The following is a 24407-nucleotide window of genomic DNA, read 5'->3' as shown; positions in this document are numbered from 1 at the left end:
GCCTCTCACTTCTCGGCGTCGAGGTCCGGCGAGCGCTTCTCGGCGAGCTCGCGCTCCAGGCTCCCGCGTTCCCAGTTGCGCACGGCGCTCCCCTCGATCTCGGCGTGAAGCTTCTCCTCGATGAGGTTGACCGCCACGCTGTTCGCTCCCTCCGGGATGATCAGGTCGGCGTGGCCCTTCGTCGGCTCGATGAACCGCTCGTGCATCGGTTTCACCGTCGAGAGGTACTGATCGATGACTCCCTCCAGATCGCGGCCCCGGTCGAGCACGTCGCGGCGGATCCGCCGGAGGATCCGCACGTCGGCGTCGGTCTCGACGTACAGCCGGAGGTCCATCATCCGGTTTACGTTCTCGTCGTGGAGCGCGAGGATCCCCTCGAGCACGATGACGTCGGTCGGCTCGACGGTCACGCGTTCGTCCTTCCGGTTGTGTACCTCGAAGTCGTACTGGGGCATCTCGATGGACCGACCCTCCAACAGCGTCTCGAGGTGATCACGGAGGAGGTCCCACTCGAAGGCGGAGGGATGGTCGTAGTTGACCTCCTGACGTTCCTCGAAGGAGAGCTCCGAGCGGTCCTCGTAGTAGTTGTCGAGCGGGATCCGCGTGACGTCGTCGCCGAGGTTCTGCGTGACGAGCCGGGAGACCGTCGTCTTCCCCGCGCCGGTCCCCCCCGCGATCCCGATCACGAACGAGGGTATGGTCATACCCGCGTTCCGACGCCGGGGCGTTTCAAGGCTCCCTTTCGGCTCCGCGTTTCGTATCGAACGACGGTCCGTATCGCGCGTTTCGCGGATCGTTCACCGAACCGGGTCCTACGCCCGGAGGCGTGATAACGGTACCGGGGGCAGTTTTTAGCCGTTCGCCGATGATCCGCGAGTATGCGCATAGACACCACGGTTCGCGACGTGATGCACCGGGAGTTCCTCGGGGTCAGCGAGTCGGACCCGCTCGCTGACGCGGCCGCGCTGTTGGTCGAGGAGGGAACCGACTGTCTGGTCGTCCTCCGTGGCGGGGAGGCCGTCGGCCGGCTCGCCGCCCGGGACGCGCTCGCGGCCGTCCTCGAGGGCGGCGTCGACGACGCGACCGTGGGATCGGTGATGCGGCCGCCGCTCCCCACCGTCGCGCCCGACGACGGGCTTCGGGCCGTCGAGGAGCGGCTGGTCGCCGAGGGGGTCGACCGCGTCGTCGTCGCCGTCGACGGGGAGGCGGTCGGGGTCGTCACCGCGCGCGACTCGCTCGCCGCGGGCGCGACGCGGGAGGAGGACGCCGCCGACGAGCCGGCGATCGACGCCGACGCGCGGAACGGAACCCGTCTCGAAACGACCCGGTCGGGGACCGCCGACGCGGCGCGCGGATCCGACAGGGCACGGACCGCGTCCTCGACGGACGCCGCCGGCGTCCCGACGCAGGGCGTCTGTGAGGTGTGTGGCGCGCTCGCCCCGGAGCTCGCGGACGCGAACGGACAGGCGGTCTGTCCGAACTGCCGGGAGGTGTGACTCGCCCCGACGAGGCCTGCCCCGCCCCGAGGCGGTCCGATCCGCCACGACGAGGCCCGACCCACTCCGGAGAGGTCCGATCCGTATCGTTCGAGCGGCAGGCTCAAACGCCACGCGGCGCTATCACGACCCGTGTCGAAACCCGAGGAACCGCGGATCGTCGCGCCGTCCGTCGACGACGTCGATGCGATCACCGACCGATGGGTGAGCCTCGCCCGCGACCAACGCCGGCACGGATCGACGCTGCTCGCGTCGGAGAACCGGCCCACGGTCAGGGAGTGGGTCGCCCGGAGCGTCGTCACCGGCGAACTCCTCGTGGCGCGGGACGGGGAGGAGGACGGAACGGGGGGTGGGGACGACGAAACGGGCGACGAGGAGGCAGTCACCGAGGAGGACAAAGAGGACGGATCGGGAACGATCGTCGGATTCGTGGCGTTCTCGATCGAGCGCGACGGTTACGAACGCGACTGTACGCGCGGCGTCGTGAGCAACCTCTTCGTGTCGCCGGAGCGGCGCGGCGAGGGGATCGGGTCGGCGCTGCTCGCGGCGGCCGAACGCGAACTCGACGAGGCGGGCGCCGATGCGATCGCGCTGGAGGCGCTCGCGGACAACGGGCGGGCGCGATCGTTTTACGTGGACCGCGGATACGACCTTCACCGGGTCGAACTCCGCAAGGAGATCGCTGACGAGGAATGAGTCGGACCCGGACTCGCTCGTCCCGGGAGGTTCGCCGAAAGCGACACGCACTCATACGAGCGCCGAGAACGTCCGGCCGCGCCAGGGGAGCATGGGTGGTTCATGCACTCGACTTGTAATCGAGACTTCCGGGGTTCAAATCCCTGCCCTGGCTTCCCTTCTTCCACGACCCTGACTACCGCTCGATCCCGCCCTGCTCTTTGATCCGCATGATGTGGCGGACGTTGAGGTAGATCTCCTCGGGCGACGTCGACTCGGCGGGGTCGTACAGGTCCGACACGCGGTACAACACCGCCGAGAGCTGTTTGCTCTCGGAGCTGTCGCCGCGCACGTCGGCGGCGACCTCCCGAAGGAACTCGCGGACCTCCGCGTCGTCGGGGAACTCCGCGGCCGCCGCGTCCGAGGCCGACTCCGGCACCACCGGGTCGACGCCGGCGGCCTCCAGCGGGTCGGCGGGCTCGTCGTCGACGTCGGCCGCCTCCTCGTCGTCGACGTCGGCCGCCTCCTCGGCATCGTCGTCGCCCGACCCTTCCGCCGTCATCGCCCCTCGGTCACCTCGCGGCGGCGCACGACGCCGGCGTTGTTCGCGACGTTCTCGACGAGCACCCGGAAGGAGTCGGCGGTGTCGCCCTCGCCGAGCACGACCGGCGCGCCGTCGTCGCCGCCGGTCCGGACGGCCGGATCGAGCGGGATCCCGCCGAGGAACGGCAGGTCGTGGTCGGCCGCGAGCGCCTTCCCGCCGCCGGAGCCGAATATCTCGTGGAACCCGCCGCAGTCCGGACACCGGAACCCGGCCATGTTCTCTGCGATCCCGAGCACGTTCGTGTCGTGTTTGCCGAACATTCGAAGGCCCTTGGTCGCGTCGTCGAGCGCCACGTCCTGTGGCGTGGTGACGATCACCGCGCCCGTCAGCGGCAGCGTCTGGAGGATCGTGAGTTGGGTGTCGCCGGTACCCGGCGGGAGGTCCATCACGAGGTAGTCCAGCTCGCCCCACTCGACGTCCTCGACCAGCTGGGTGATGATCTTGTGGACCATCGGGCCGCGCCAGATCACGGGGTCGTCCTCGCCGGTGAGGAAGTCCATGCTCATGAGTTTCACCCCGTACCGCTCCGGCGGGACGATCGTCTCGCCGTCGGTCTGCGGCCGTTCCTCGGCGGCGACCATCCGCGGGACGTTCGGACCGTACACGTCGGCGTCGAAGAGGCCGACCCGCGCGCCGAGTTCGGAGAGCCCCGCCGCGAGGTTCACCGCCACCGTCGACTTCCCGACGCCGCCCTTCCCGGAGGCGACCGCGATCACGTTCTCGACGCCCGGAAGGACCTGCTCGTCCGCCGAGAGGTCGTTCGGGATCGACGCCGACAGCTCCACGTCGAGGCCGGCGTCCGACAGCGCCGCCCGCACCTCGTCGGCGATCGTCGACTCGTGCGGCGAGAACGGCGCTCCGAGCGCCAGCGAGACGTGAACGGTCCCCGCCCCCTCGTCGAGGTCGATCCCGTTCACCAGTCCCAACGAGACCACGTCGTCCCCGAGGTCGGGATCGGTGACCGCCCGCAGCCGCTCTCTGACGTCCGCTTCGTTCATGCCCGAAGGGAGGGTAGTCGGTCGAATAAGGGTTCTGTCCGCCTCCGATCGTCCGCCGACGTGCGGACGTCACACGACAGTTCGGTCTCAGACGACGATTCGCGTCCTCGTGCTCGATCGGTGCCGCTCCCGGTACGGCGGAGCTACGTCTCGACGAACTCGACGTCCGTGATCTCGAACCGTGCTCCGCCTTCGGAGCCGTCGGTTACGCGGATCGTCCACCCGTGTGCCTCGGCGACTTGTCTCACGATCGAGAGCCCGAAGCCGGTCCCTTCGGTCGAGGTCGAGTATCCGGCCTCGAACACGTCCTCCCGGACGTCTTCGGGTATCCCCGGCCCGTCGTCCTCGACGAAGAACCCGTCATCCAGTTCGCCCACGGTGACGGTCACGCCCGTCCCGCCGTGCTCGACGCCGTCGCCGGGCTCCGCCCGGCTGCTCGTGGAATCGTGTTCCACGCTGTCGTCGGCCTGCGGCCGACTGCTCGTCGAGCCGTGCTCGACGCTGTTCCGAAAGAGGTTCTCGAAGAGCTGACTCATCCGACTTCGATCGGCCCGGATCGTCCGTTCGATCCCGGCCACGAGCGTTGCGTCGGTGGTCTCGACGTTCCGCCAACAGTTCTGCACGGCGGCTTCGAGATCGATCGGGACCGCCCCGTCGACGTGGTCCCCGCTCCGTGCGAGCCGCAGGAGGTCGTCGATCAGCTCTTCCATCCGCTCCAGTGCATCCGCGGCGTTCTCGAGATGGTCGCTGTCACACTCGTCACGGGCCAGATCGACTCGTCCTGCTGCGACGTTCAGGGGGTTCCGCAGGTCGTGGGAGACGATGCTGGTGAACTCCTCCAGCCGATTTTTCTCCCGTTCGAGCTCCTTTCGCTCGCTGACATCGATGTAGAACGCGAGCGTTCCGACGGCGTTCGTGCGAGCGTCGTGCCGGGGAACGGCCCGCAGGAGGACTTCGACGGTTTCGCCGTCGGCGGTTCTCAGTTCCCTGTCCTCCCGGAGGAACTCCCCGTTCAGGGCTCGCTCGTAGCCCCCCTCACGCAGGAGCTCTCGGCGTGACTCGGCCGTATAGAACTCCGCCAGCCCCCGGCCGAGAACGTCCTCCTTGCTGTATCCCAACGTTTCGGCGAACAACTGGTTGCAGTCCTCGACGACCGGTTTCCCGTCTTCGACCCGGGTCACGGCCGCCATGACCGGTGCCTGTTCGAAGAAATACCGATACTGCTCCTCGAGTTCGGTGGTCAACTCCTCCAAGCTCTCGGTGCGTCGGTCGAGTTCCCGCTCGCGCTCCTTCTGCTCGGTGACGTCGAGGTGGATCCCCACGGCGCGGACCGGCTCGCCCGCGTCGTCCCGCTCGACGACCGTGCCGATGTCACGTATCCACTTCCAGCCGCCATCGGCGGTTCGCATCCGATGTTCGCAGTCGTAGTACGGAGTCTCTCCGTCGATGTGAGCCTCTAACGCCGCCTCGACGTCGTCGAGGTCGTCCGGGTGGACGCGGGTCTCCCACGCATCGAGATGCGGTTCGATCTCCGCGACCGTGTGGCCGATCATCTCGGCCCACTTCTCGTTGTACTGGACCTCGTCGGTACGCATGTCCCAGTCCCAGACTCCGAGGTTCGCGCCCTCGACCGCGAGTTCGAGACGGGCCGTGGTTCGTTCGAGCCGCTTCTCCCGTTCCTCGCGCTCGGTGACGTCCCGAACGGTACAGACGAGTTCACCCCCTTCGGTCCTCGCGAGGGTGTGATCCTCGACGAACGTACTGCCGTCAGCCCGGAGGCCGGTCGTCTCTCCGTGCCAGGTGCCCGTCTCGGCTACGGTCGGGAGGACCTCCTCGCGGACCGCAGCCACCTCCCCGTCGGGATAGATCAGCTCCCAATGCTCGTCGATCATCTCCGCAGGTTCGTATCCGTACAGGTCGGCGTACGCCTGGTTCACGTAGATGAACCGTCCATCGTCGAGGATGCTGATCCCCTCCTGGGCGGTCTCGATGGCGTCGAGGTGTCGTCGGCGTTCACGCTTGGCGGTGAAGCCCTCGACGGCGTTGCGGATCCGGTTGGCCAGGACGGCGTATTGGCTGGCGGCGGACCCCTTCTGAAGGTAGTCGGTGACGCCCGCCGAGATGGCGTCGCTTGCGACCTCCTCGGACCCCTTTCCGGTGAACAGGATGAAGGGGACGTCGGGGTTCTCCTCGCGGACGGCCTCGAGGAACTCGATCCCGTTCAGCCCGGGCATGTCGTAGTCGCTGACGATACAGTCGACGTGGTTCGTCGCGACGTGATCGAGACCTTCGCTCGCGCTGGCCGCCGTCTCGACGGTGAAACGCTCGTTCTCGCGTTCGAGAAGTGCCGCAGTCGTCTCCGCGAATTCCGGCTCGTCGTCCACGTGGAGAAGGCGGATCGTATCCGAGAGTGTACTCATGATGGTGCCGGCTCTATGGGGATCGTTGAGCGGACTACATAAGTACCCGGACGGATCGAGGGATCGGTTTCGATCGGGCTCGGCGTCGTCACTCGATCCGCGTTCCCGGCGTCTCCCCCCGAAGGAACGCCTCCAGTCCGTCCGGGCCGAAGACGGACGCCGGCGCGTCGAGCGCGAGCAGCTCCCCTACTTTCGCCGCCATGCCCCCCGAGACGTCCGTCACGTCGCTCGCGCCGAGCGCGTCGGCGACCGCGTCGAAGTCGTCGATGGACGGGATCACCGACCCGTCGTCGTCGAGGACGCCGGGGACCGTCGAGCAGACGCCGACCCGGTCGGCTCCGAGCCCCGCAGCGAGCTCGACGACGAGTTCGTCGCCGGAGACGACCGTCACCCCCTCGCCGGCGGTCGCGACCCCGTCGCCGTGGAGGACGGGGACGAACCCCTCCCCGAGCAGCGTCGCCGTCGAGGAGAGCGGCAGGTCGAGGTCGTCGTCGACGCCCGCGGACCGCGCCGCGAGCGAGAGCGGATGGACGGGGACGGCGGGCACGTCGCGGTCGTGGAGCGCCGAGAGGACGGCCCGGTTGAGCCGCTTCATCGCGCCGTGGACGTCCATCACCGCGCCGGCGTCCCGGGTCCCCTCGCTCGTCGAGATCCCGTGTTCGTTGGCGTGGTGGTGGCCGAAACTCCCGCCGCCGTGAACCAGGACGAGCCGCTCGATCGCGCCCCGATCGAGAGCGTCGGCGACCGCGTCGCCGGCGGCCGCGAGCGCCGGCTCGTCGACCGTCTCGGGGCGGTCCTTCTCGGTTATCACGCTCCCGCCGAGCTTGAGCACGACTGGGGCGTCGAGGGTGGACTCGCCGCTCCCTCCCTTGCCGGGCGTCACGGATCCACCGCTCGGACCCCTTCGGTCGCCAACTCGGCGCGGAACGCCTCCTCACACCCCTGCGTGAACGAGAGCGCGGTCGGCGTCTCCTCGCCGGGGTCGAGCGCGACGATACAGCCGCCGCCGCCCGCGCCGGTGAGCTTCGCGCCGTGTGCGCCCGCGTCACGGGCCGCCCAGACCATCGCGTCGAGCGAGCGCGCGGAGACGCCGAGCGCGGACAGGAGGCCGTGATTGAAGTCCATCAGGTCGCCCAGCTCCTCGAGCAGCTCGCGGGACGGGTCGGCCTCGGGGACGGCGTCCGCCAACAGCTCCTCGCCCGCCCGCACGATGTCGCCGATCGACCGGACGGTGTCGGCGGCGAACCGGTGTTCCTCGCGGAGCTCGCGGACCCCGGCGACGAGCTCGCCGGTGTCGCCCGCGCCGCCGTCGAACCCGATCACGAACGGGAGGTTCGGCGCGTCGATCGGCTCGCAGTCGTCGCCCTCGACGCGGACGGCCCCGCCCATCGTCGAGCAGAACGTGTCCGCGCGGGAGGCCTGCCCGTCCTGGACCTCGAACTCGGCGCGGTAGGCCCGGTCGGCCAGCTCCCGACGGTCGAGCGGCTCGCCGAGCGCGCGCGTCGCCGCGTCGATCCCCGCGACGACGACGGCGGCGGACGAGCCGAGCCCGGCGCCGAGCGGGATCTCGCTTTCGACCGTGATGTCGAAGCCGGCGTCGGGCGCGTCGGCCGCCGAGCGGGCCTGCCGCACCGCGGCGTCGACGTACCCCATCGCGGCCTCGACGAGCGGCGCGGGCGCGTCGATGTCGGGACGTTCACCCGTGCCGCCGGCGTACTCGACGGTGAACCCGTCGAGCGAGAGGTCCTCGGCGGTGACCCGGACGTGGTCGTCCTCGCGGGGTTCGGCGGTCACCCGTGCCCGACGCTCTATCGCCGCCGGCACCGCGGGTTCGCCGTAGACGACGGCGTGTTCGCCGAAGAGGTAGACCTTCCCCGGCGCTTCACAGACGGTCATGTCCTCCCACTCACCCCGAGGGCTTACAGGCGTTGCGCTTGGCGGGTCGCCTCGACGTCAACGTCGGGGTCGGTTCGCCCCGTACCTTTTCACGCCCCGCCGCCGTCGTGCCTCCATGACGCCGATCGGATCGCTGATCGCCGGATCGCTCGCCGACTTCGTCGACGGCATCGTCGCCGCGATCCCCCGGATCCTCTCGGGGATCGTCTTCCTCGCGCTGGCGTACGTGGCGGTCCGGGTCGTCCTCGCGGTCGTCCGGTCGTCGGTCGAGCGGATGTACGTCGGCGACCGCGAACTGGTCGGGGACCTCCTCGTCACGATCCTGGCCGTCTTCCTCTGGTTCGGCGTCGCGCTCACCTTCCTGAAGGTCGTCGGCATGGGCGAGATCGCGGCCAGCCTCGGCACCGCTATCGGCTTCATCGCGCTCGGCGTCTCCTACGCGCTCTCGGAAATGATCGAGGACACCGTCGCGGGCGTCTACCTCCTCCGCGACCCCGACTTCAACGTCGGCTACCGCGTCGAGGCGAAGGGCGTGACCGGAACGGTCGCGGCGATCGAGCTCCGGAAGACCCGGATCGACACCGACGGCGGCGACCGGATCGTGATGGCCAACCGGGAGATCGAGTCGCGGTGGACCCACGACGTGCCGGACGCCGAGGTCGCCCCCGAGGAGGACTGAACGACGGAGCCGTCGCTCGGCGGGGACAGAGCGGCGGTAAAAAGGCGAGTCGAACTCGAAAATCGGCCGGCTTACAGTTCGTCCTCGAAGTCCTCGAGGGCGAAGACGGTGTCCGTCCCGCGGCGGTCGAGCGTCTCGTTGGCCAGAAGCCAGTAGACGACCGACAGCGCGCGTCGACCCTTGTTGTTCGTCGGGATGACGAGGTCGACGTTCGACAGCTGGTTGTTCGAGTCACACATCGCGATCACGGGGATGCCGACCGTGATCGCCTCCTTGACGGCCTGGGCGTCGCCGATCGGGTCCGTCACCACGACCACGTCCGGCTCGATGTAGCCGGCGTAGTCGGGGTTCGTGAGCGTTCCGGGGATGAACCGGCCGGTCCGCGCGCGTGCGCCGACCGTGTCGGCGAACTTCTGGGCCGGGAACCGGCCGTACTGGCGCGAGGACGTGACGAGGATCTGCTCGGGGTCGTAGTGCGCGAGGAAGTCGGCCGCCGTTCGGATCCGACCGTCCGTCTCGCTCACGTCGAGCACGTAGAGCCCGTCGTCGCGGACGCGGTGGATGAACCGCTCCATGTCCTTCGTCTTCTGTTGGGTCCCGATGTGGACGCCGGCGGAGAGGTAGTCCTCGACGGGGATGAGCAGGTCGACGTCGTCGTCGGGCATCACGTCGTCGTCGAACGGCGAGGCGTCCTCCGCCTCGGCCTCGTCGGCGTCGGGATCCGGATCGGCCGCGGCGTCCGTCTCGACCGCGTCGTCCGCGGTTTCGGTCTCTGTGTCGGCGTCGGCGGAGGCCTCCTCGGCACCCGCGTCGGCGGTCGATTCCTCGGTCGTGTCGGCCTCCTCCTCGACGTCCGCGTCGACCGCCTCGGTCTCGGCGTCCTCGTCGAGTTCGACCGCGTCGTTGTCTTCACTCATGCGTCGTATGGGTCCGTCATACCGCGTCGTCCGCGATGCGGACCAGTTCGTTCAGCTTGGCGGTTCGCTCGCCGCCGACCGTGCCCGTCTTGATGTAGGCGGCATCGGTCGCCACGGCGAGGTGTGCGATGGTCGTGTCCTCGGTCTCGCCCGAGCGGTGGGAGATGACGCTCTCCATGCCGTTTCGGGTCGCGAGCTCGACCGCGTCGAACGCGTCCGAGAGCGTCCCGATCTGGTTCGGCTTGATCAGGATGCTGTTGGCCGCGCCCGCGTCGATCCCCTCGCGGAGCCGATCGACGTTGGTGACGAACAGGTCGTCGCCACAGATCAGCGTCCGGTCGCCCACCCGGTCGGTGAGTTCCGCGAACGCCCCGTAGTCGTTCTCGTCGAGCGGGTCCTCGACGTACGCGAGGTCGTACTCCTCGACGAGTCCGGCGACGTACTCGATCTGCTCGTCGGTCGAGCGCGTCTCGTCGCCGTACACGTACGCCTCCCGATCGTCGTCGTACAGCTCCGCGGCCGCCACGTCGAGCCCGAAGCGGATCTCGAAACCCACCTCCTCCTCGACGCGGTCGACGGCCTCCTCGACGACCTCGAACGCCTCCGCGTCCGAGATCGGCGGGGCCCACGCGCCCTCGTCGCCCTTCGCCGCCGGGACGCCGCGCTGGTCGAGCACGTCCGCGACCGCCGCGTGGACCGCGGCGTTCGCGAAGACGGCCTCCGAGACGCTCGGCGCGCCGACCGGCGCGGCGAGGAACTCCTGGATGTGCGTCGCCTCCTTGGCGTGTTCCCCGCCGCCGACGACGTTGCCGAGCGGGACGGGGAAGTTCTCGCCGCGGAACGCGCCGCCGAGATGTTGGTACAGCGGCGCGCCGAGCACGTCCGCGCCGGCCTTCGCCGCCGCCATCGAGATGGCGACCGCGCTGTTCGCGCCGATGGCCGAGAAGTCGTCGGTGCCGTCCGCCGCGCGCAACGCGGCGTCGACGGACCGCTGGTCGCCGGCGAACAGCCCCTCGAGACGGGGAACCGCGCGCTCCCTCGCCTTCGCTATCGACTCCTCGGCGGGGAGTTCGATCGCCTCGAACTCGCCGGTCGACGCGCCGCTCGGCGCGGCCGCGCGACCGAAGCCGCCGGACTCGGTGAGCACGTCCGCCTCGACCGTCGGATTGCCCCGCGAGTCGAGGATCCGTCGCAACGAGACGTTGGTGATCCGGGTCACGCGTCGGCTTCCCTCCGGACGGTAAAGGGGAGCGCGCCCGCGTCGTACTCCTCCGCGGCGACGAGGATCGGCTCCGTCTGGTCCGTCTCGATCAGCACGGGAGCCCCGTAGGACACCTGCAGGGCGCGCGCCCCGAGGATCCGCGCCTTCTCGTACCGATTATATCTCTGTGTTGACATGGTTACTGGTACGGCGAGACGACGTCGACGAGATCCCGGTGGCTCACCAGCATCCGCCGACAGCAGTGTCGGTTCACGCCGAGGTCGTCGAGCACCTCGCCGGGGTCCTCGTCTCCCTCGCGAGCGCGCTCCTTGAACTCCTCCCAGTGTTCGCCCACGACGTTGCCGCACGTGAAACACCGGACGGGGATCATCATGACTGGATCACCTCAGCGGTAGGACTTCTGGTAGCGGGCACGCGCGCCGGGTCCGCCCCACTTCTTGGGTTCGGACTGGCGCACGTCGTTGACCAGCAGCGTGCGGTCGAAGCTCATGTACGCGTCGCGCAGCTCGGCGTCGCCGAGGTGCTGAACGAGCCCGCGGGCGATGGCGGTCCGCGTCGCGTCCGCCTGGCCGCTGAACCCGCCGCCGGTCACGTCGATGTCGATGTCGACGTCGTCGCGGATCTCCTCGCCGGCGATGCGGAACGGCTCCAGCATCTTGAGGCGCGCCTGCTGTGGTTCGACCAGCTCGATCGGCTGGGAGTTGATGCGAACGCGACCCTCGCCGTCGCGCACCGTTGCGCGGGCGACGGCCGTCTTCTTCTTGCCCGAGGTGTTAGTTACCATGTGACGTTAGCTCCCAGGGACTCGGAGACGTCCCCGAGCGTGGTGAACTTGATGTTCGAGAGTCGGTCCAGCGACGTGTCCTCGAGGACGACCGCCTCGGCGTCCTCGTCGCGCTCGTAGGGGTTGCCCACGTAGACGCGGACGTTCGAGAGCGCCTCGCGACCGTCCTCGCTCTTGTACGGCAGCATCCCGCGGATGGCCCGCTTGAAGATGCGGTCCGGCCGCTTGGGGTAGTACGGTCCGCTGTCGGAGCCGAGCTCCGCGCGGGTGTGGTAGGTGTCCATCGTCGCCTCCTCGTTGCCGGTGATCACCGCGTGCTCCGCGTTGACCACCGCGACGGTCTCCCCGTCGAGGACGCGCTGTGCGACCTTCGAGGAGACCCGGCCCAGGATGCAGTCCCGGGCGTCGACGACGACGTCCGCGTCGACCTTCGCGAGGCTCATCGGATCACCCGGACGTTGCCGCCCTCGGGGTTCCGTTCGACGAACCGGTCGAGCGACACCGCCTCGCCCGCCTGGTCGATCTTCGTTCGGGCGGTGCCCGAGAAGTCGACGGCGGCGACGGTGACGTTCTTCTCCAGGACGCCGCTGCCCAGCACCTTGCCGGGAACGACGACCGTCTCGTCTTCGTTTGCGTACCGTTCGATGCGACCCAGATTGACCTCGGCGTGGGTACGCCGTGGCTTCTCCAGTCGGTCGGCGACGTCCTGCCACACGTTGGCACCGGAGTCACGCGAGACCGACTTCAGATCGGCGATGAGGTTCTGTAAGTTCGGATTCGTCTTGCTACTCATAGCTGTCCCTCCCTGTGGGGGGTTCCTGAAAAGCGGAGTGCAGGGAGCAGGATTTGAACCTGCGGACCTCTACAGGACAGCGCCCTGAACGCTGCGCCGTTGGCCTGACTTGGCTATCCCTGCGTGCACTCCTGGGTAATCCGGCTCCCTTCAAACCACTTTCGGTCCCGCCGTTCGGGGGCGTCCCGCCGTGCGGGATCGTCCCGTCGTCCGTGACGGTGGCGCCGTTCGGGGCGACGCCGACGCTCGCGAACGGGGCGAGCGCCGTGTGTGTGGTTCCGGGAGTCGACATTCCTTAGACCGCGACCTTCGTTCGAAGTTCGTCCGCGCGCTCCTCGATGGAGTCGATCGCGCGGAGCAGCAGTTCCTCGACCGTGAACGAGCCGTCCGTCTCGATGTGGAAGACGAACGCGCCGGGGACGTCCTCGACGCGCACTTCCTTTCCGGGATACCGCTCCGAGAGGTCGTTGCCGAACTCGTCGGTGGCGACGACCTCTCCCTCGGGCGTCTCGATGACGCCACGGAGGATGCGCGGCTCCTCGTCGTCGAACTCGCCACGATCGCCCTCGACCGAGACGCGCTGGAGGTGTCTGTAGCCGACGGAGACGCCGCCCTGGTGTTTGGCGTGCTTCTTGCCGGCCTCGAGGACCGCGTCGGCCTCGAACTCCAGCCGCTGTCCCTCCTTCAGTTCGACGATGGGCACGTTCTCGTCGGCGGGCTCGACCATCGGCTCCGCGGACTCGATGTCCCCGGAGTAGGCGGTCGCCGGCCCCTCGACGTCGAGCGCGAGCGTGACGGTGTCGCCGATCTCGAACTCGTCGAGCGGCGTCGTCAGCGGAACGAGCCCTAATCGCAGCCCGATCATCTCGTCGAACATCACGGAGGAGTTCTCGACGAACCGCACCGTGTCGATCGAGAACGTCGGGACGTCGGCGATCATCGCGCGGCGAATGCCGTTGGCGAACGCCGGCGTGAGCCCGCGGATCAGCACCCGCGCGCTGCGATCGTCCCGTTCGACGTACTCCACGTCGAAGTCGGCTTCCGTCATGTCAGACTCGTTTGTTCTTCGGCGCCTTCGTCCCGTCGTGCGGGATGGGCGTGACGTCCTCGATGCGCCCGATCTCGACCCCCGCACGCGACAGCGCACGGATCGTCGCCTGCGCGCCGGGGCCGGTCGACTTGTTGAGGTTGCCGCCGGGACCGCGAACGCGGACGTGGACGCCCTCCAAGCCGGCCTCCTTGACCCGCTCCGCGACGACCTCGGCCATCTGCATGGCGGCGTACGGCGACGCCTCGTCTCGGTTCTGCTTCACCACGGTGCCGCCGGACGACTTGGCGATCGTCTCGGCGCCCGTCTCGTCGGTGACCGTGATGAGGGTGTTGTTGAACGACGCGTACACGTGGGCGATTCCCCACTTTCCGTCCTCGGATCCACTCATGATTGGTTACTCCTGTGACTCCGCGCGCTCGGGGTGGAGATCGTCCGCGAGCGGGCTGTTCTCGTCGAAGGCGATGGTGCCCTCGTCGCTCACGTCGACCTTCACCGAGGGGCGCGTCACGCGCGCGCCGTCGACGGTGACGTGTCCGTGAACGATGAACTGGCGGGCCTGCTGCGTCGAGGAGGCGAACCCCTGTCGGTACGCCACCGTCTGCAGGCGGCGCTCGAGGAGGTCCGTCACGTCGAGCGACAGGACCGTCGAGATGTCGTCGTTGTCGCCGAGCACGCCGATGCGGCGCAGTCGTGCGACGAACTCCGAGCCGGCCTCCCCGGCGACCTCGACGTCACCCTGGGCCTCGCCGAGGAGGCGTCGTGCCTCCCGGCGCATGCGGCGCAGTTCCGACTGCGCTCGCCAGAGCTCCTCCTTGTTCTTCAGGCCGTACCGCGAGAGGAGGTCGGACTCCTCGGCGATCCGCTCGCCCTGGTACGGGTGGTTCGGCGTCTCGTAGCCCTTGGTGTTCTTTCCGGTGCTCATTCGTCGTCACCCGCTTCCTCTTCGGCCATCTCCTCGCGGATCTCCTCGACGTTGACGCCGATGGTCCCCTCGGTCCGGCCCGTGGACTTCGTCCGCTGGCCGCGGACCTTCTGGCCGCGCTTGTGACGGACGCCCTTGTACGATTCGATCTGCTTCATCAGGTTGATGTCGTGACGACGTTTCTCGTTGACGTCGGTGCCGACGAGGTGGGTCGTCTCCCCGGTGAAGAAGTCGTTCTGTCGGTTGGTCATCCATGACGGGACGTGGTCCTCGAGGTTCTCGGCGACGTCGACCACCGCCTCGATCTCCTCCTCGTCGAGAAGCCCGAACGTGGACGTCCGGTCCACGCCGGCCTTCTCGGCGACCAGCCGCGCCATGCGCGTGCCGATGCCGTTGAGTTCAGATAGGCTTCGCTCGACCGTCTTCGTCCCGTCGAGGTCCGCTCCCCCGATCCGAACGAAGTACTGGAGGTCTTCCTCCTCCTCCGGCGAGTCGTCCTGTGATTCTTCCGTGCTCATGTGTTGATCGCAGTGAGCCCTACCGGCGCGATCCCGGCGGTGCTCGGTCGTTTCGAGCGTTGCGGCGGGGATTCGAACCCCGGAGGCAGTGACGCCACAGAGTTAGCAACCCTGCGCCTTGGGCCAGGCTTGGCTACCGCAACTCGCGTCGTATCGTCGCCCTCTCGGACTCGGGGTCCGGCACCCCTGCAGTTCGTGCATCCGGATCAACTCCGCTTCGGTACTTAAACATCACGAAAGGATCGGCCGAGTGGTCCCCGTTCCCACGGAGGATCCCGGCGACGAGGACCGTCGTCGAGAACCGTCGCCGAGGACCGCCGGCGACGACGCCGTGTGGCGTACTGTTTAGTGCACTCCCCCGATGGGTGTCTCCATGAAGGCCGTCCAGTTCGACGCCCACGGCGACCGCGACGTGATCGAGTACGACGAGTTCCCCGACCCCGAACCGGACCGCGGGGAGGTGCTCGTCGACGTTAAGGCCGGCGCGTTGAATCACCTCGATATCTGGACCCGCCGTGGGCTTCCAGGGGTCGATCTGGAGATGCCGCATATCCCCGGCAGCGACGCCGCGGGCGTCGTCGAGGCGGTCGGCGAGGGCGTGACGCGGTTCGAGCCCGGCGACCACGTCGCGGTGAGCGCGGGGGTCGCCTGTGGGGAGTGCGAGTTCTGCCGAAGCGGCGAGGAGTCGCTCTGCGTCTCCTTCCACATCATCGGCGAGCACGTCCGCGGCGTCCACGCCGAACGGGCCGCGGTGCCCGCCGAGAACCTCGTTCCCGTTCCGGACGACGTCGACTGGGAGGTGGCCGGATCCGCCTCGCTCGTCTTCCAGACCGCGTGGCGCATGCTCCACACGCGCGCGGACGTCGAGGCCGGCGAGAGCGTGCTCGTGCTCGGCGCGTCGGGCGGGGTCGGCCACGCCGCGGTCCAGATCGCCGACCACGCGGGCTGTGAGGTGTTCGCGACCGCCTCCACGGAGGAGAAGCTCTCTCACGCCGAGACGTGCGGCGCGGATCACGTCATCGACTACGAGGCGACCGACTTCGCGGACGAGATCGCCGAACTGACCGGGAAACGCGGGGTCGACGTCGTCGTCGACCACGTCGGCGAGGCGACGTACCCGGATTCGCTGCGGTCGATGGCGAAGGGCGGACGGCTCGTCACCTGCGGGGCGACGACCGGTCCGAACCCGGACGCGGGGCTCAACCGGATCTTCTGGAACCAGCTCTCCGTGCTCGGCTCGACGATGGCGACGCCGGGAGAGGTCGACGACGTCCTCGAACTCGTCTGGGACGGCACCTTCGAGCCGCGGATCCGCGAGACGCTCCCGATGAGCGAGGCCGCGCGCGCACACGAGATGATCGAGAACCGTGAGGGCTTTGGCAAAGTGGTCCTGAAACCGGACAGTGAGTTCTGAGACCGACGCGGCGGACCGTTCCTCGGCCGACGGCGAGGACGGGTACGTCCACGACCCGGCCGACGGCGACGCGGGATCCGCGGACTCCGACACGGACGGAGCGGTATCCGCCGCCGAGACTCCGGGACCGACCGCCGACGGTCCGGAGTCGGCGACCGAAGCCATGGAGCCGACCGCCGACGGCTTCGGCCGAAAGGGATGGGCGCTGACCGCCGTGTTGTTCACCTGCGTCCTCGTCATTCCCGGCATCATCTACGCGTATCCGTACGCGGCCGGAGCGTTCGGGTTCACGTTCTTCGCGACGTACCTCGCGCTCCCGCTCGTCCCGGCAGTCCTCCTCGGTCTCGTCGCGGTCTGGTCGATGACGGCCGCGACGGAGTGACACGCGGTGGAGCGACGCGTGACGAACCGCACCGGATACGGATGAACCGCACCGGACGCGAACGACAACCGTTTTGAACGGTCCTGCCGGAGGGTGGATATGTTGATCACCGTCTCCGGCCCGCCCGGGAGCGGGAAGAGCACGAACGCCGCGGGGCTCGCCGAGGCGCTCGGGCTCGACCACGTCTCCGGCGGCGACATCTTCCGGGAGATGGCCGCCGACCGCGGCATGACGCCCGTCGAGTTCAACGAACACGCCGAGGACGACGGCGACATCGACCGCGACCTCGACCGCCGGCTCCGCGAGATCGCGACGACCCGCGAGGCGGTCGTGCTCGAGTCGCGGCTGGCCGGCTGGCTCGCCGGCGAGCACGCCGACTTACGGTTCTGGTTCGACGCACCCGTCGACGTCCGCGCCGAACGGATCGCGGACCGGGAGGACAAACCCGTCTCGCAGGCGCGCGAGGAGACGCTCCGTCGCGAGGCCTCCGAGCGAAAGCGGTACCTGGAGTACTACGACGTCGACATCGACGACCTCTCCATCTACGACGCCGCCTACAACACCGCCCGCTGGGGTCCCGACCGCTTCCTCGACGCGCTCGTCGCCACGGTCGAGGCCTACGATCCCGACGACGACGAGGGGAAGGTCCCGATCGAGGGCGTCTCCTACGACTTCTGAACGCCGCCGAACCGGAACTCGCAAATCCAGCACACACGGACATCCAGATGACCGACGACACCGACGACATCGACGACGCCGATGACCCGCTCCGCGCCCCGCCCGGGGAGCGGTCGGTCCCGGAGCTGCTCCGGTTCGGCGTCGTCAACGTCGACAAGCCCGCGGGCCCCTCCTCACACCAGCTCTCTGCGTGGGTCCGCGACGCGATCAACGACACGCTCGCGGCGCTCGATCCCGACGGTCCGCGGATCGACGGCGTCGCCCACGCGGGCACGCTCGACCCCAAGGTGACCGGCTGTCTCCCCACGCTCACCGGCACCGCGACCCGGATGGCTCAGGTGTTCCTCGAGGGGTCGAAGGAGTACGTCTCCGTGCTGGAGCTTCACGGTCCCGCACCCTCGGACTTCCGGAGCGTCGTCGCGGAGTTCGAGACCGAGCTATACCAGAAACCTCCCCGGAAGAGCGCGGTCACTCGCCGGCTGCGAACTCGGACGATCCACGAGCTCGACGTGCTCGAACTCGAGGAACGACGGGCCCTGCTCCGGATCGGCTGTGAGTCGGGGACGTACGTCCGAAAGCTGTGTCACGACCTCGGGCTCGCCGCCGGCGTCGGCGCGCACATGGGGCACCTCCGTCGGACCGCCACGGACCCCTTCGACGACCGCGACCTCCACACGCTCCAGGACCTCACGGACGCGCTCGCGTGGGCCGAGGAGGGCGATGAGGGATTCCTCCGGGAGGTCGTCCGCCCCGCCGAGGACGCGTTGGTCCACCTCCCGTCGGTGACGGTCGCGCCCTCCGCCGCGCGCAACGTCGCCACCGGAGCCCCCGTCTACGCGCCCGGCGTGATCGAGAGCGACCTCGACGCGTCGGACGCGGCGCCGGGACCGGAGCGGGACGCTGACACGGACGCCCCGCTCGTGGCCTGCTTCATTCCGAACGGGACGGCGGTCTGTCTCGGCCGCCTCGTCGGCGACCCGGACGTGGACTCGGGGGTCGCCGTCGCGCTCGAACGCGTTCTTTTATAAGCGCTCCGGGAGCCGTTCGCCCATGGAAGACGAGCGACGCGACCTCGAACTCGGAAGCGCGAGCGCCGCCCCCGGAACCGTCGACCGCGGATGGCTCGAGATCGCCGACCTCCCGACCGGGACGCCGGAACGGCTCCCCGTGATCGTCGCCAACGGGAGCGCCCCGGGTCCGACGCTCTGGCTGACCGGCGGCGTCCACGGCGACGAGGCGACCGGGATCGCGGTCGTGTTGGAGACGATGGACGCGCTCGTCGCGGACTCGGAGACGCTGACCTCGCTCGCGGGGGCGGTCGTCGCGGTCCCGGTCGTCTCGCCCGCCGGGCTCCGTCGAAACGCCAGACACACCTACTACGACGAGGAGGACCCGAACCGACACTTCCCCGACGCCGACGCGGAGTCGGCGCGCCCCCCGAAGCTTCAAGAGCGGATCGACGCGCGGCTCTACGAGGCGGTCGTCGGCAAGGGCGAGGCGGGGTCGGGTCCCGCCGACGCCGTCGCCGCGGACGCCCTGATCGACTGTCACACCGCGGGCGTCGACAGCGAGCCGTTCGCGATCCGCGACCGGGTCCTGTACGGCGACCGACGGGGCGAGGCGGCGGCGGAGGCGCTCGCGGCGGATCTCGAGTCGCTCGTCGAGGCGTTCGGCTTCCCGACGCTCACCGAGTACCCGGCCGCGGAGTACGTCGAGGAGGAGCTCCAGCGATCGCTCGCGGGAGCCGTCCTCAACGAGGCCGGGATCCCGGCGTTCACCGCCGAGCTCGGCTCCCACAGCGTCGTCGACGACCGCCTCGTCGCCGGCGGCGTCGCGGGTGCGTTCGCGGTCGCGGTCGAACTCGGCTTACTCGCCTCCGACGAAGTGCCGGAAGGCGTCGGCGAGCCCGCGGAATACGTCGACGAGCGCCCCGTCGACTACCCGGTTCGGCGCTATCGAGGCCCGACGACGGACGTCTCCGGGCTCGTCCGCCATCGCGTCGACGCGGGCGAGGAGTTCGTCGAGGGCGACGCTCTCGCGACGGTCGTCTCGGCGACGGGCGAGCCGCTGGGACGCGTTCGGGCCGACCACGACGGGTACGTAGTCTCGCGGTGTGAGGGCTTGGCCGTCTACGAGGGCGACCCGATCGCGAGCCTGGCGGTGCGCGACGACGGCGACCTCGTCGTCCCCCGCGACGACTGAAACGAAGTCCTTAATTACGGGACACTCGTTCCTCCGAGTGCGACCCGGGACCGTGGGGTAGTGGTATCCTCTGCGGATGGGGTCCGTAGGACCTGAGTTCGACTCTCAGCGGTCCCATCATACGTTTTACAGTCTCCATTATCGGGAGTATTAGCACCGTCTATCGCCCGTAAACGGCGTTCGGGGGGTGTGCGCCATGAACCGCCAGATCGAAGACTTCAAAGACGTCGGCTACGCCGATACGGCCGAATCTGATCCTTCGCCGCGCGGTAGCCGAACTCGACCTCGATCCGGACCGTTTCGTAGGGGACGTACGGCTTCTTCGTGCGGTCGTCCGTGTTGAACGGGTTGTGTGGTTTGGTTGTCTGAATCCGACGGTTCGGGACGGTCAGTTCCCCCGACCGGTTGCTGGTTACCTGACCGTGCACGGAGCCCTCATAATACTTGCTGCCGAAAATATCGAAGTTGAAAATTAAGTGTTGTCGGGATATAATTGGACTAGTGAGGTGTTTTTGCTGGCGTTTCGACCGATCCGCGGGATCGGGATGGCACGTCCAGCCGTGCCGACACACCGCACGGATTTATACGGTCTCCCGTCCGTCACGGACACATCGAATGCCCGAACGAACCCGCCGACTCCCCGGATCGAGATGAGCGGCGGAACAGCACAGCGGTTGCCGAACCCCTCCGGACTCACGGTCCTGGCGGCCGCCAGCGTGCTGCTCGCGACCGCGTTCATCGTCGCGTATCTCCAGTACGTGCTCCTCGCGGTGGTCCTCGCGTACGTGCTCGCGCCCGTCCAGCACCGTGTGGAGGAGCACATGCGGTCGGACGTGGCCGCCGCCTCGGTGATCGCGGGATCGATCCTCGTGTTGTTCGTTCCGATCACCTACGTCCTCACGGTCGCGATCCGACAGGGGATCACGCTCCTCGCCGCGATCCGCCGCGGCGAGCTACGGCAGTTCGTGGTCGAAGAGATCGAGATCTTCGGGTACGTCATCGATATCGACGTGCTCTACGTGACCTATCAGGAGCCGATCAACGCCGCCATACAGCGCCTCGCGAGCTGGGGGCTCGGACTGCTCCGCGGGCTCCCCGACCTGACCGTGGGACTGTCGGTGACGTTCTTCGTTCTCTTCGCGCTGTTGCGTGACGGCGACCGACTGGCCGGGTGGGCGCTCGCCGTCGCGCCGATCTCCGACCGCGTCCAGCGTGACCTGATGTCGGAGCTCGACGACCTGATGTGGGCGTCGGTCGTCGGCAACGTCATCGTCGCGGGGATCCAGGCGCTGCTTCTCGGCGTCGGGCTGTTCCTGCTCGGCGTTCCGGGCGTCACGTTCCTCACCGTGGCGGCGTTCGTCCTCACGCTGCTCCCGCTCGTCGGCTCGTTCGGCGTCTGGGTCCCGATGTCGGTGTTCCTCCTCGCCCGCGGCCGGTCCACCGCGGCGATCGTCCTCTTCGTCTTCGGCGTTCTCGTCAGTCTCTCGGACGTGTACCTCCGCCCCGCCGTGATCAACCGGGCCGGCGCGATCAACGTGGCGATCATCGTCGTGGGGATATTCGGCGGGATCGTTCTCTTCGGCGGGGTCGGTCTCTTCGTCGGGCCGGTCGCGCTCGGCGGAGCGAAGGTGGTCCTCGACCTGTACGCGCGCGAACGGGAGGCGGCGGCGACGGCGGCCGATCGCCGGGTCGAGTGACGGGGCGAGGCGTAGGGATCGTTCAGTAGACGTACTCGTCCTCGTCTATCGTCACGTAGTCTCGTTTCGTCTTCCGCTTGTTCCACTTGTAGCCGAGGATCAGCTTCAGCGACTCCCAGCCCGACCGGTACGGCTGTGCGAGCAGGCCGTCGCCCGCCCCCGCGGCGAGCATCGCGTCCGCCGCGCCGATGACTCGATTCCAGTCTTCGGGGCCGTAGTCGGCGACCATGTCCGCCATCGTCACGTTTCGGACGACCTCGTCGCCGATCGCCTCCTTCCAGCGGCGGTTGTACGGGGCCAGGTCGCCGGCGGCGGCGAGCTCGCCGGCGATCGCGCCGGTGCGGACGGCGACGTGGTCGCCGCCCTCGTGGAACGCGGAGGTGGTCCCCATGGCACCGCCGGCGACCGCGACCCCCGCGCTGGTCGGGGAGTCGATGGGCCGCGTCGAGGAGATCGGATACGTCTCGGTCCCGCCGCGTTTGCCGGCGTCCTCGACGAGCGGGAAGTCCTCCTCGACGTCGTACTCGTCGCCGTACTGCCACTCCAGCAGCCGGCGGACGTACTCCGCGCCGCCCGGGATCGACTCGTCGTCCGCCGAGAGCAGCTCGTAGGCGTCGACGTCGAAGTCGTCGAGGTCCATCCCGATGGGCATCGTGAGCCCGATCCGACAGACGCGGTCCCGGTTCGGGAAGATCCACGGGTACGCGGTCTCGCCGGGCATCACGCCCCACCAGAAGACGATGGCGTCCTTCACCTCCTCGTAGACCGCCTCGGGGACGCGACGGTACTCCTGGTACGCGATGTGGTTGGCCTCCGGCGGCGCGAGCCGGTCGGACCCGCCCTCCCCCGGCGGGAGATATCCGTCGAGCACCCGGTTGGTCACCGTCCGCTGGGGCCCGTCCGCGAGCACGACGAAGTCGGCACCGATCTCGTCCCCGTCGGCGAGCCGGAGGGCGTGTCGAGGCGTTCCGTCGGTATCGTCGCCGTCGGGACCCGCGTCCGGGTCGGTGTCGACCTCGCGGACCGAGACGCCGACCCGATACTCCGCGCCGGCGTCCTCGGCACGCTCGCGGAGCCAGTCGTCGAAGCGGGCGCGGTGGAAGGTGTATCCGAACCCGTCGTACGAGGACTCGATGCCCGTGTCGTACAGCGTTGCGGCCTCCGAGGGGCCGCGGAACTCCGCCCGGGTCAGCTCCCGTTGGACGACCCCGTCGGCGAACTCGTCGGGGTGGATCCCCATGATGTCGACCCAGTAGTTCAAGATCCCGGCGGCGTCGGTAGAGTCGGGACCGAGCCCCTCGCGGTCGGCCCGCGGTACCCCCTTCTCCAACACGAGGGCGTCCGCGCCGCCGCTCGCGGCCGCGTGCGCCGCGGCCGAACCGGCAGGCCCCCCGCCAACGATCGCGACGTCTACGCGTTCCATATCCTGTGAGGTCGACCTCACGGCATTAAATTCACGGTCGCCGCCGGGGTTCGGTCGACCGTCCCGGTTCTGCCCGTTTCGAGCCCGTTCCGGACTCGCGTCCGGCCGGCCGCGGACCGATCGAAAACGATCGTTCATCCAATTCTACCGCCGATCCTCGGCGGCGGAAAGACACGCTTTTAGTTACCAACCGGGTCGGTCCGATAACGATGGCACGCGAGACGTGGGCGACACGAATGGGGTTCATCCTGGCGGCGGTCGGGAGCGCGGTGGGGCTCGGGAACATCTGGCGGTTCCCCTTCATCACCAGTCAGGAGGGCGGCGGGGCGTTCCTGCTGCTCTACCTGCTTTTCGTCGTGTTGATCGGGTTCCCGGCGATCCTCGTCGAGTTCGTCATCGGCCGGTACACCGAGTTGAACCCGGTCGGTGCGATACGCGAACTCGGCAGCGGGGCGTGGAACTACCTCGGCTGGCTGTTCGTCGTCACCGGCTTCGTCACCCTCTCGTACTACAGCGTCGTCGCCGGCTGGTTCCTCCGATACACCCTGATCGGGGTCACCGACGGGTACGCGCTCGCCGGTCCCGAGGAGGCGAACGCGCTGTACGGTTCGGTCACCACCGGACTCGATTCCCTCCTGTTTCACGCCGTGTTCATGGCACTCGTCATCGGGATCATCGCGGCCGGCGTGCGTCGGGGTATCGAGGTCGGTGTGAAGGTGATGGTGCCGGCGATCGTCGTGCTGCTCGTCGGGCTCGCGGGGTACGCGTTCACGCTGGACGCCGCGGGAGCGGCGTACGCGTACTACCTCACGCCGGACTTCGGCTACCTCGCCGCGAACTGGACGAGCATCCTGCCGGCCGCCGCCGGACAGGCCTTCTTCACGCTCTCGCTCGGGATGGGCGTGATGATCACCTACGCCTCCTACCTCGGCGAGGACCGGAACCTCGCGGCGGACGCGGGCATTATCGCCGCGCTCGACACCTTCGTCGCCGTGCTCGTCGGGTTCGTCGTGTTCCCGTTCCTCTTCGCGGCCGGGATCGAGCCCGGCGGTCCCGGTCCCAGCGCGATCTTCGTGAGCCTCACGTCGGCGTTCGCCGGGATCCCCGGCGGTCGAGTCATCGGGATCGTGTTCTTCGCGATGGTCGGGATCGCGGCGCTCTCCTCGGCGATCAGCATCCTTGAGGTGCTCGTCTCGTATCTGATCGACGAGGTCGACGTCGCGCGCGTCCCCGCCGCGACGGCCATCGGCGTCGCCGTCTTCCTGCTCGGCGTCCCGGTGACGATCGACCTGATCTTCCTCGGTTTGTACGACAACCTGGCCGGCGGGGTCCTGCTCGTGCTCGGCTCCCTGCTGCTCGCGCTGTTCGTCGGCTGGGTGATCCCCGACGTCGCCCGCAACGAACTCGAAAAGGGGATCGGCGACCTCGGCTCGCTCGGAATCGCCTGGATCTGGATCGTCCGGATCCCGATCGTCGTCGTCGTTCTCGTCTCGCTGTATCTGGGAATCGTCGACTACGCCGACTTCCTGACCGGCGGTTTCGCCGAGTGGCTGGCGGCGCGGTAGGACGTTATCTGGACGGTTGGCAGCGCGATAGGGTGGGGTCGACGGTCCGACCGTCGATCCGCTCCGCCGTA

Annotated in this window: 28 protein-coding genes and 4 tRNA genes; 12 read left to right on the top strand and 20 right to left on the bottom strand. The window is 68.7% G+C overall.

The genetic code is table 11. From position 1 onward, the window contains the following. Positions 1-5 precede the first annotated feature (5 nt). The gene (gene udk, locus EAO78_RS03310; RefSeq protein ID WP_122104423.1) at positions 6-704 is read right to left on the bottom strand and encodes a uridine kinase; all 699 of its coding nucleotides are present in this window, start codon (positions 702-704) and stop codon (positions 6-8) included. 174 nt (positions 705-878) lie between these two features. Here udk and EAO78_RS03305 point away from each other — a divergent pair, with 174 nt between their 5' ends. The 3 genes from EAO78_RS03305 to EAO78_RS03295 all read left to right on the top strand — a co-directional run bounded on the left by EAO78_RS03305 (position 879) and on the right by EAO78_RS03295 (position 2346). After that, entirely contained in the window at positions 879-1496 is a 618-nt protein-coding gene (locus EAO78_RS03305) for a CBS domain-containing protein (protein WP_122104422.1), read from the top strand. Positions 1497-1628: 132 nt separating this feature from the next. Continuing rightward, positions 1629-2192, top strand: a complete 564-nt coding sequence (locus EAO78_RS03300) for a GNAT family N-acetyltransferase (protein ID WP_203227814.1) — start codon at positions 1629-1631, stop codon at positions 2190-2192. Between the two features lie 80 nt (positions 2193-2272). Beyond that, positions 2273-2346, top strand: a tRNA-Thr gene (locus EAO78_RS03295). 21 nt (positions 2347-2367) lie between these two features. Here EAO78_RS03295 and EAO78_RS03290 read toward each other — a convergent pair. The 5 genes from EAO78_RS03290 to mvk form a co-directional block, all read right to left on the bottom strand. Next, a complete protein-coding gene (locus EAO78_RS03290; protein ID WP_122104421.1) occupies positions 2368-2733 on the bottom strand; it encodes a hypothetical protein in 366 nt (121 codons plus the stop codon). After that, positions 2730-3773: an Mrp/NBP35 family ATP-binding protein gene (locus EAO78_RS03285; protein ID WP_122104420.1), complete on the bottom strand. Its 1044-nt coding sequence runs from the start codon at positions 3771-3773 to the stop codon at positions 2730-2732. Before EAO78_RS03285 ends, EAO78_RS03290 begins: the two co-directional genes overlap by 4 nt. Positions 3774-3916: 143 nt before the next feature. Further along, entirely contained in the window at positions 3917-6193 is a 2277-nt protein-coding gene (locus EAO78_RS03280) for a hybrid sensor histidine kinase/response regulator (RefSeq protein WP_122104419.1), read from the bottom strand. An 88-nt stretch (positions 6194-6281) separates the two neighbouring features. Next, complete coding sequence (locus tag EAO78_RS03275) at positions 6282-7076, bottom strand: isopentenyl phosphate kinase (RefSeq protein WP_122104418.1); 795 nt, start codon at positions 7074-7076, stop codon at positions 6282-6284. Beyond that, a complete protein-coding gene (gene mvk / locus EAO78_RS03270) occupies positions 7073-8089 on the bottom strand; it encodes a mevalonate kinase (protein ID WP_122104417.1) in 1017 nt (338 codons plus the stop codon). Before mvk ends, EAO78_RS03275 begins: the two co-directional genes overlap by 4 nt. A 115-nt stretch (positions 8090-8204) precedes the next feature. On the opposite strand from mvk, the gene EAO78_RS03265 reads away from it, so the two are divergent. Beyond that, entirely contained in the window at positions 8205-8768 is a 564-nt protein-coding gene (locus EAO78_RS03265; RefSeq protein ID WP_122104416.1) for a mechanosensitive ion channel domain-containing protein, read from the top strand. Positions 8769-8839: 71 nt separating this feature from the next. On the opposite strand, the gene rpsB is transcribed toward EAO78_RS03265, so the two are convergent. The 13 genes from rpsB to EAO78_RS03200 all read right to left on the bottom strand — a co-directional run bounded on the left by rpsB (position 8840) and on the right by EAO78_RS03200 (position 15118). Further along, a complete protein-coding gene (gene rpsB / locus EAO78_RS03260) occupies positions 8840-9685 on the bottom strand; it encodes a 30S ribosomal protein S2 (RefSeq protein ID WP_122104415.1) in 846 nt (281 codons plus the stop codon). Positions 9686-9701: 16 nt separating this feature from the next. Continuing rightward, positions 9702-10904: a phosphopyruvate hydratase gene (eno, locus tag EAO78_RS03255; protein ID WP_122104414.1), complete on the bottom strand. Its 1203-nt coding sequence runs from the start codon at positions 10902-10904 to the stop codon at positions 9702-9704. Next, positions 10901-11083, bottom strand: a complete 183-nt coding sequence (locus tag EAO78_RS03250) for a DNA-directed RNA polymerase subunit K (RefSeq protein ID WP_066417411.1) — start codon at positions 11081-11083, stop codon at positions 10901-10903. The genes eno and EAO78_RS03250 overlap by 4 nt, the downstream gene beginning before the upstream one ends. Positions 11084-11085: 2 nt before the next feature. Continuing rightward, entirely contained in the window at positions 11086-11280 is a 195-nt protein-coding gene (locus tag EAO78_RS03245; protein WP_066417409.1) for a DNA-directed RNA polymerase subunit N, read from the bottom strand. Between the two features lie 12 nt (positions 11281-11292). Beyond that, positions 11293-11691, bottom strand: a complete 399-nt coding sequence (locus EAO78_RS03240) for a 30S ribosomal protein S9 (RefSeq protein ID WP_122104413.1) — start codon at positions 11689-11691, stop codon at positions 11293-11295. Continuing rightward, positions 11685-12134, bottom strand: coding sequence for a 50S ribosomal protein L13 (locus tag EAO78_RS03235; RefSeq protein WP_122104412.1), 450 nt, complete (start codon positions 12132-12134; stop codon positions 11685-11687). The genes EAO78_RS03240 and EAO78_RS03235 overlap by 7 nt, the downstream gene beginning before the upstream one ends. Continuing rightward, complete coding sequence (locus tag EAO78_RS03230) at positions 12131-12484, bottom strand: 50S ribosomal protein L18e (protein ID WP_122104411.1); 354 nt, start codon at positions 12482-12484, stop codon at positions 12131-12133. The genes EAO78_RS03235 and EAO78_RS03230 overlap by 4 nt, the downstream gene beginning before the upstream one ends. A 38-nt stretch (positions 12485-12522) precedes the next feature. Beyond that, positions 12523-12607, bottom strand: a tRNA-Leu gene (locus tag EAO78_RS03225). A gap of 172 nt (positions 12608-12779) precedes the next feature. Further along, on the bottom strand, positions 12780-13532 hold the full coding sequence (locus EAO78_RS03220) for a DNA-directed RNA polymerase subunit D (protein WP_122104410.1): 753 nt from the start codon (positions 13530-13532) through the stop codon (positions 12780-12782). A gap of 1 nt (position 13533) precedes the next feature. After that, a complete protein-coding gene (locus tag EAO78_RS03215; protein ID WP_066417396.1) occupies positions 13534-13923 on the bottom strand; it encodes a 30S ribosomal protein S11 in 390 nt (129 codons plus the stop codon). A gap of 6 nt (positions 13924-13929) precedes the next feature. Then, positions 13930-14457: a 30S ribosomal protein S4 gene (locus EAO78_RS03210; RefSeq protein WP_122104409.1), complete on the bottom strand. Its 528-nt coding sequence runs from the start codon at positions 14455-14457 to the stop codon at positions 13930-13932. Next, complete coding sequence (locus tag EAO78_RS03205; RefSeq protein ID WP_122104408.1) at positions 14454-14975, bottom strand: 30S ribosomal protein S13; 522 nt, start codon at positions 14973-14975, stop codon at positions 14454-14456. The genes EAO78_RS03210 and EAO78_RS03205 overlap by 4 nt, the downstream gene beginning before the upstream one ends. 57 nt (positions 14976-15032) lie before the next feature. After that, a tRNA-Ser gene (locus EAO78_RS03200) sits at positions 15033-15118 on the bottom strand. Between the two features lie 230 nt (positions 15119-15348). Between EAO78_RS03200 and EAO78_RS03195 the strand changes: the two genes are divergently transcribed. The 7 genes from EAO78_RS03195 to EAO78_RS03160 all read left to right on the top strand — a co-directional run bounded on the left by EAO78_RS03195 (position 15349) and on the right by EAO78_RS03160 (position 21348). Continuing rightward, on the top strand, positions 15349-16389 hold the full coding sequence (locus EAO78_RS03195) for a zinc-binding dehydrogenase (protein ID WP_122104407.1): 1041 nt from the start codon (positions 15349-15351) through the stop codon (positions 16387-16389). Then, on the top strand, positions 16379-16771 hold the full coding sequence (locus EAO78_RS03190; protein WP_122104406.1) for a hypothetical protein: 393 nt from the start codon (positions 16379-16381) through the stop codon (positions 16769-16771). The genes EAO78_RS03195 and EAO78_RS03190 overlap by 11 nt, the downstream gene beginning before the upstream one ends. 99 nt (positions 16772-16870) lie before the next feature. Then, entirely contained in the window at positions 16871-17449 is a 579-nt protein-coding gene (gene cmk, locus EAO78_RS03185) for a (d)CMP kinase (RefSeq protein ID WP_122104405.1), read from the top strand. Positions 17450-17496: 47 nt separating this feature from the next. Further along, complete coding sequence (locus tag EAO78_RS03180) at positions 17497-18477, top strand: RNA-guided pseudouridylation complex pseudouridine synthase subunit Cbf5 (RefSeq protein ID WP_122104404.1); 981 nt, start codon at positions 17497-17499, stop codon at positions 18475-18477. Between the two features lie 22 nt (positions 18478-18499). After that, entirely contained in the window at positions 18500-19651 is a 1152-nt protein-coding gene (locus EAO78_RS03175; protein WP_122104403.1) for a succinylglutamate desuccinylase/aspartoacylase family protein, read from the top strand. 46 nt (positions 19652-19697) lie between these two features. Next, positions 19698-19768, top strand: a tRNA-Pro gene (locus tag EAO78_RS03170). 533 nt (positions 19769-20301) lie between these two features. After that, positions 20302-21348 carry an AI-2E family transporter gene (locus EAO78_RS03160; RefSeq protein WP_122104402.1) on the top strand — a complete coding sequence of 349 codons (1047 nt, stop codon included), beginning with the start codon at positions 20302-20304 and terminating at the stop codon, positions 21346-21348. A gap of 22 nt (positions 21349-21370) precedes the next feature. Here the strand turns inward: EAO78_RS03160 and EAO78_RS03155 are convergent, their stop codons facing one another. Next, positions 21371-22771 (bottom strand): NAD(P)/FAD-dependent oxidoreductase, encoded by a 1401-nt coding sequence (locus EAO78_RS03155; protein ID WP_122104401.1) that lies wholly within the window; start codon positions 22769-22771, stop codon positions 21371-21373. Positions 22772-22980: 209 nt separating this feature from the next. Between EAO78_RS03155 and EAO78_RS03150 the strand changes: the two genes are divergently transcribed. Then, a complete protein-coding gene (locus EAO78_RS03150) occupies positions 22981-24336 on the top strand; it encodes a sodium-dependent transporter (protein ID WP_122104400.1) in 1356 nt (451 codons plus the stop codon). Positions 24337-24407 lie beyond the last annotated feature (71 nt).

Origin of the sequence: Halobellus captivus (genome assembly GCF_003697845.1) — an archaeon.
GTDB classification, from domain to species: domain Archaea; phylum Halobacteriota; class Halobacteria; order Halobacteriales; family Haloferacaceae; genus Halorubrum; species Halorubrum glutamatedens.
This window is presented reverse-complemented; position numbering and strand designations above follow the sequence as displayed.

Excerpts from the sequence above, each read along its gene's own strand:
- EAO78_RS03265 (WP_122104416.1), top strand. The coding sequence starts at position 8,205 with ATGACGCCGATCGGATCGCTGATCGCCGGATCGCTCGCCGACTTCGTC.
- EAO78_RS03285 (WP_122104420.1), bottom strand. The coding sequence starts at position 3,773 with ATGAACGAAGCGGACGTCAGAGAGCGGCTGCGGGCGGTCACCGATCCC.
- EAO78_RS03205 (WP_122104408.1), bottom strand. The coding sequence starts at position 14,975 with ATGAGCACGGAAGAATCACAGGACGACTCGCCGGAGGAGGAGGAAGAC.
- EAO78_RS03210 (WP_122104409.1), bottom strand. The coding sequence starts at position 14,457 with ATGAGCACCGGAAAGAACACCAAGGGCTACGAGACGCCGAACCACCCG.
- EAO78_RS03180 (WP_122104404.1), top strand. The coding sequence starts at position 17,497 with ATGACCGACGACACCGACGACATCGACGACGCCGATGACCCGCTCCGC.
- EAO78_RS03235 (WP_122104412.1), bottom strand. The coding sequence starts at position 12,134 with ATGAGCCTCGCGAAGGTCGACGCGGACGTCGTCGTCGACGCCCGGGAC.
- EAO78_RS03245 (WP_066417409.1), bottom strand. The coding sequence starts at position 11,280 with ATGATGATCCCCGTCCGGTGTTTCACGTGCGGCAACGTCGTGGGCGAA.
- EAO78_RS03155 (WP_122104401.1), bottom strand. The coding sequence starts at position 22,771 with ATGGAACGCGTAGACGTCGCGATCGTTGGCGGGGGGCCTGCCGGTTCG.
- EAO78_RS03175 (WP_122104403.1), top strand. The coding sequence starts at position 18,500 with ATGGAAGACGAGCGACGCGACCTCGAACTCGGAAGCGCGAGCGCCGCC.
- udk (WP_122104423.1), bottom strand. The coding sequence starts at position 704 with ATGACCATACCCTCGTTCGTGATCGGGATCGCGGGGGGGACCGGCGCG.
- EAO78_RS03150 (WP_122104400.1), top strand. The coding sequence starts at position 22,981 with ATGGCACGCGAGACGTGGGCGACACGAATGGGGTTCATCCTGGCGGCG.
- EAO78_RS03160 (WP_122104402.1), top strand. The coding sequence starts at position 20,302 with ATGAGCGGCGGAACAGCACAGCGGTTGCCGAACCCCTCCGGACTCACG.
- EAO78_RS03195 (WP_122104407.1), top strand. The coding sequence starts at position 15,349 with ATGAAGGCCGTCCAGTTCGACGCCCACGGCGACCGCGACGTGATCGAG.
- EAO78_RS03250 (WP_066417411.1), bottom strand. The coding sequence starts at position 11,083 with ATGTCAACACAGAGATATAATCGGTACGAGAAGGCGCGGATCCTCGGG.
- EAO78_RS03305 (WP_122104422.1), top strand. The coding sequence starts at position 879 with ATGCGCATAGACACCACGGTTCGCGACGTGATGCACCGGGAGTTCCTC.
- mvk (WP_122104417.1), bottom strand. The coding sequence starts at position 8,089 with ATGACCGTCTGTGAAGCGCCGGGGAAGGTCTACCTCTTCGGCGAACAC.
- EAO78_RS03240 (WP_122104413.1), bottom strand. The coding sequence starts at position 11,691 with ATGGTAACTAACACCTCGGGCAAGAAGAAGACGGCCGTCGCCCGCGCA.
- rpsB (WP_122104415.1), bottom strand. The coding sequence starts at position 9,685 with ATGAGTGAAGACAACGACGCGGTCGAACTCGACGAGGACGCCGAGACC.
- EAO78_RS03290 (WP_122104421.1), bottom strand. The coding sequence starts at position 2,733 with ATGACGGCGGAAGGGTCGGGCGACGACGATGCCGAGGAGGCGGCCGAC.
- cmk (WP_122104405.1), top strand. The coding sequence starts at position 16,871 with ATGTTGATCACCGTCTCCGGCCCGCCCGGGAGCGGGAAGAGCACGAAC.
- EAO78_RS03230 (WP_122104411.1), bottom strand. The coding sequence starts at position 12,484 with ATGAGTAGCAAGACGAATCCGAACTTACAGAACCTCATCGCCGATCTG.
- EAO78_RS03215 (WP_066417396.1), bottom strand. The coding sequence starts at position 13,923 with ATGAGTGGATCCGAGGACGGAAAGTGGGGAATCGCCCACGTGTACGCG.
- EAO78_RS03280 (WP_122104419.1), bottom strand. The coding sequence starts at position 6,193 with ATGAGTACACTCTCGGATACGATCCGCCTTCTCCACGTGGACGACGAG.
- EAO78_RS03220 (WP_122104410.1), bottom strand. The coding sequence starts at position 13,532 with ATGACGGAAGCCGACTTCGACGTGGAGTACGTCGAACGGGACGATCGC.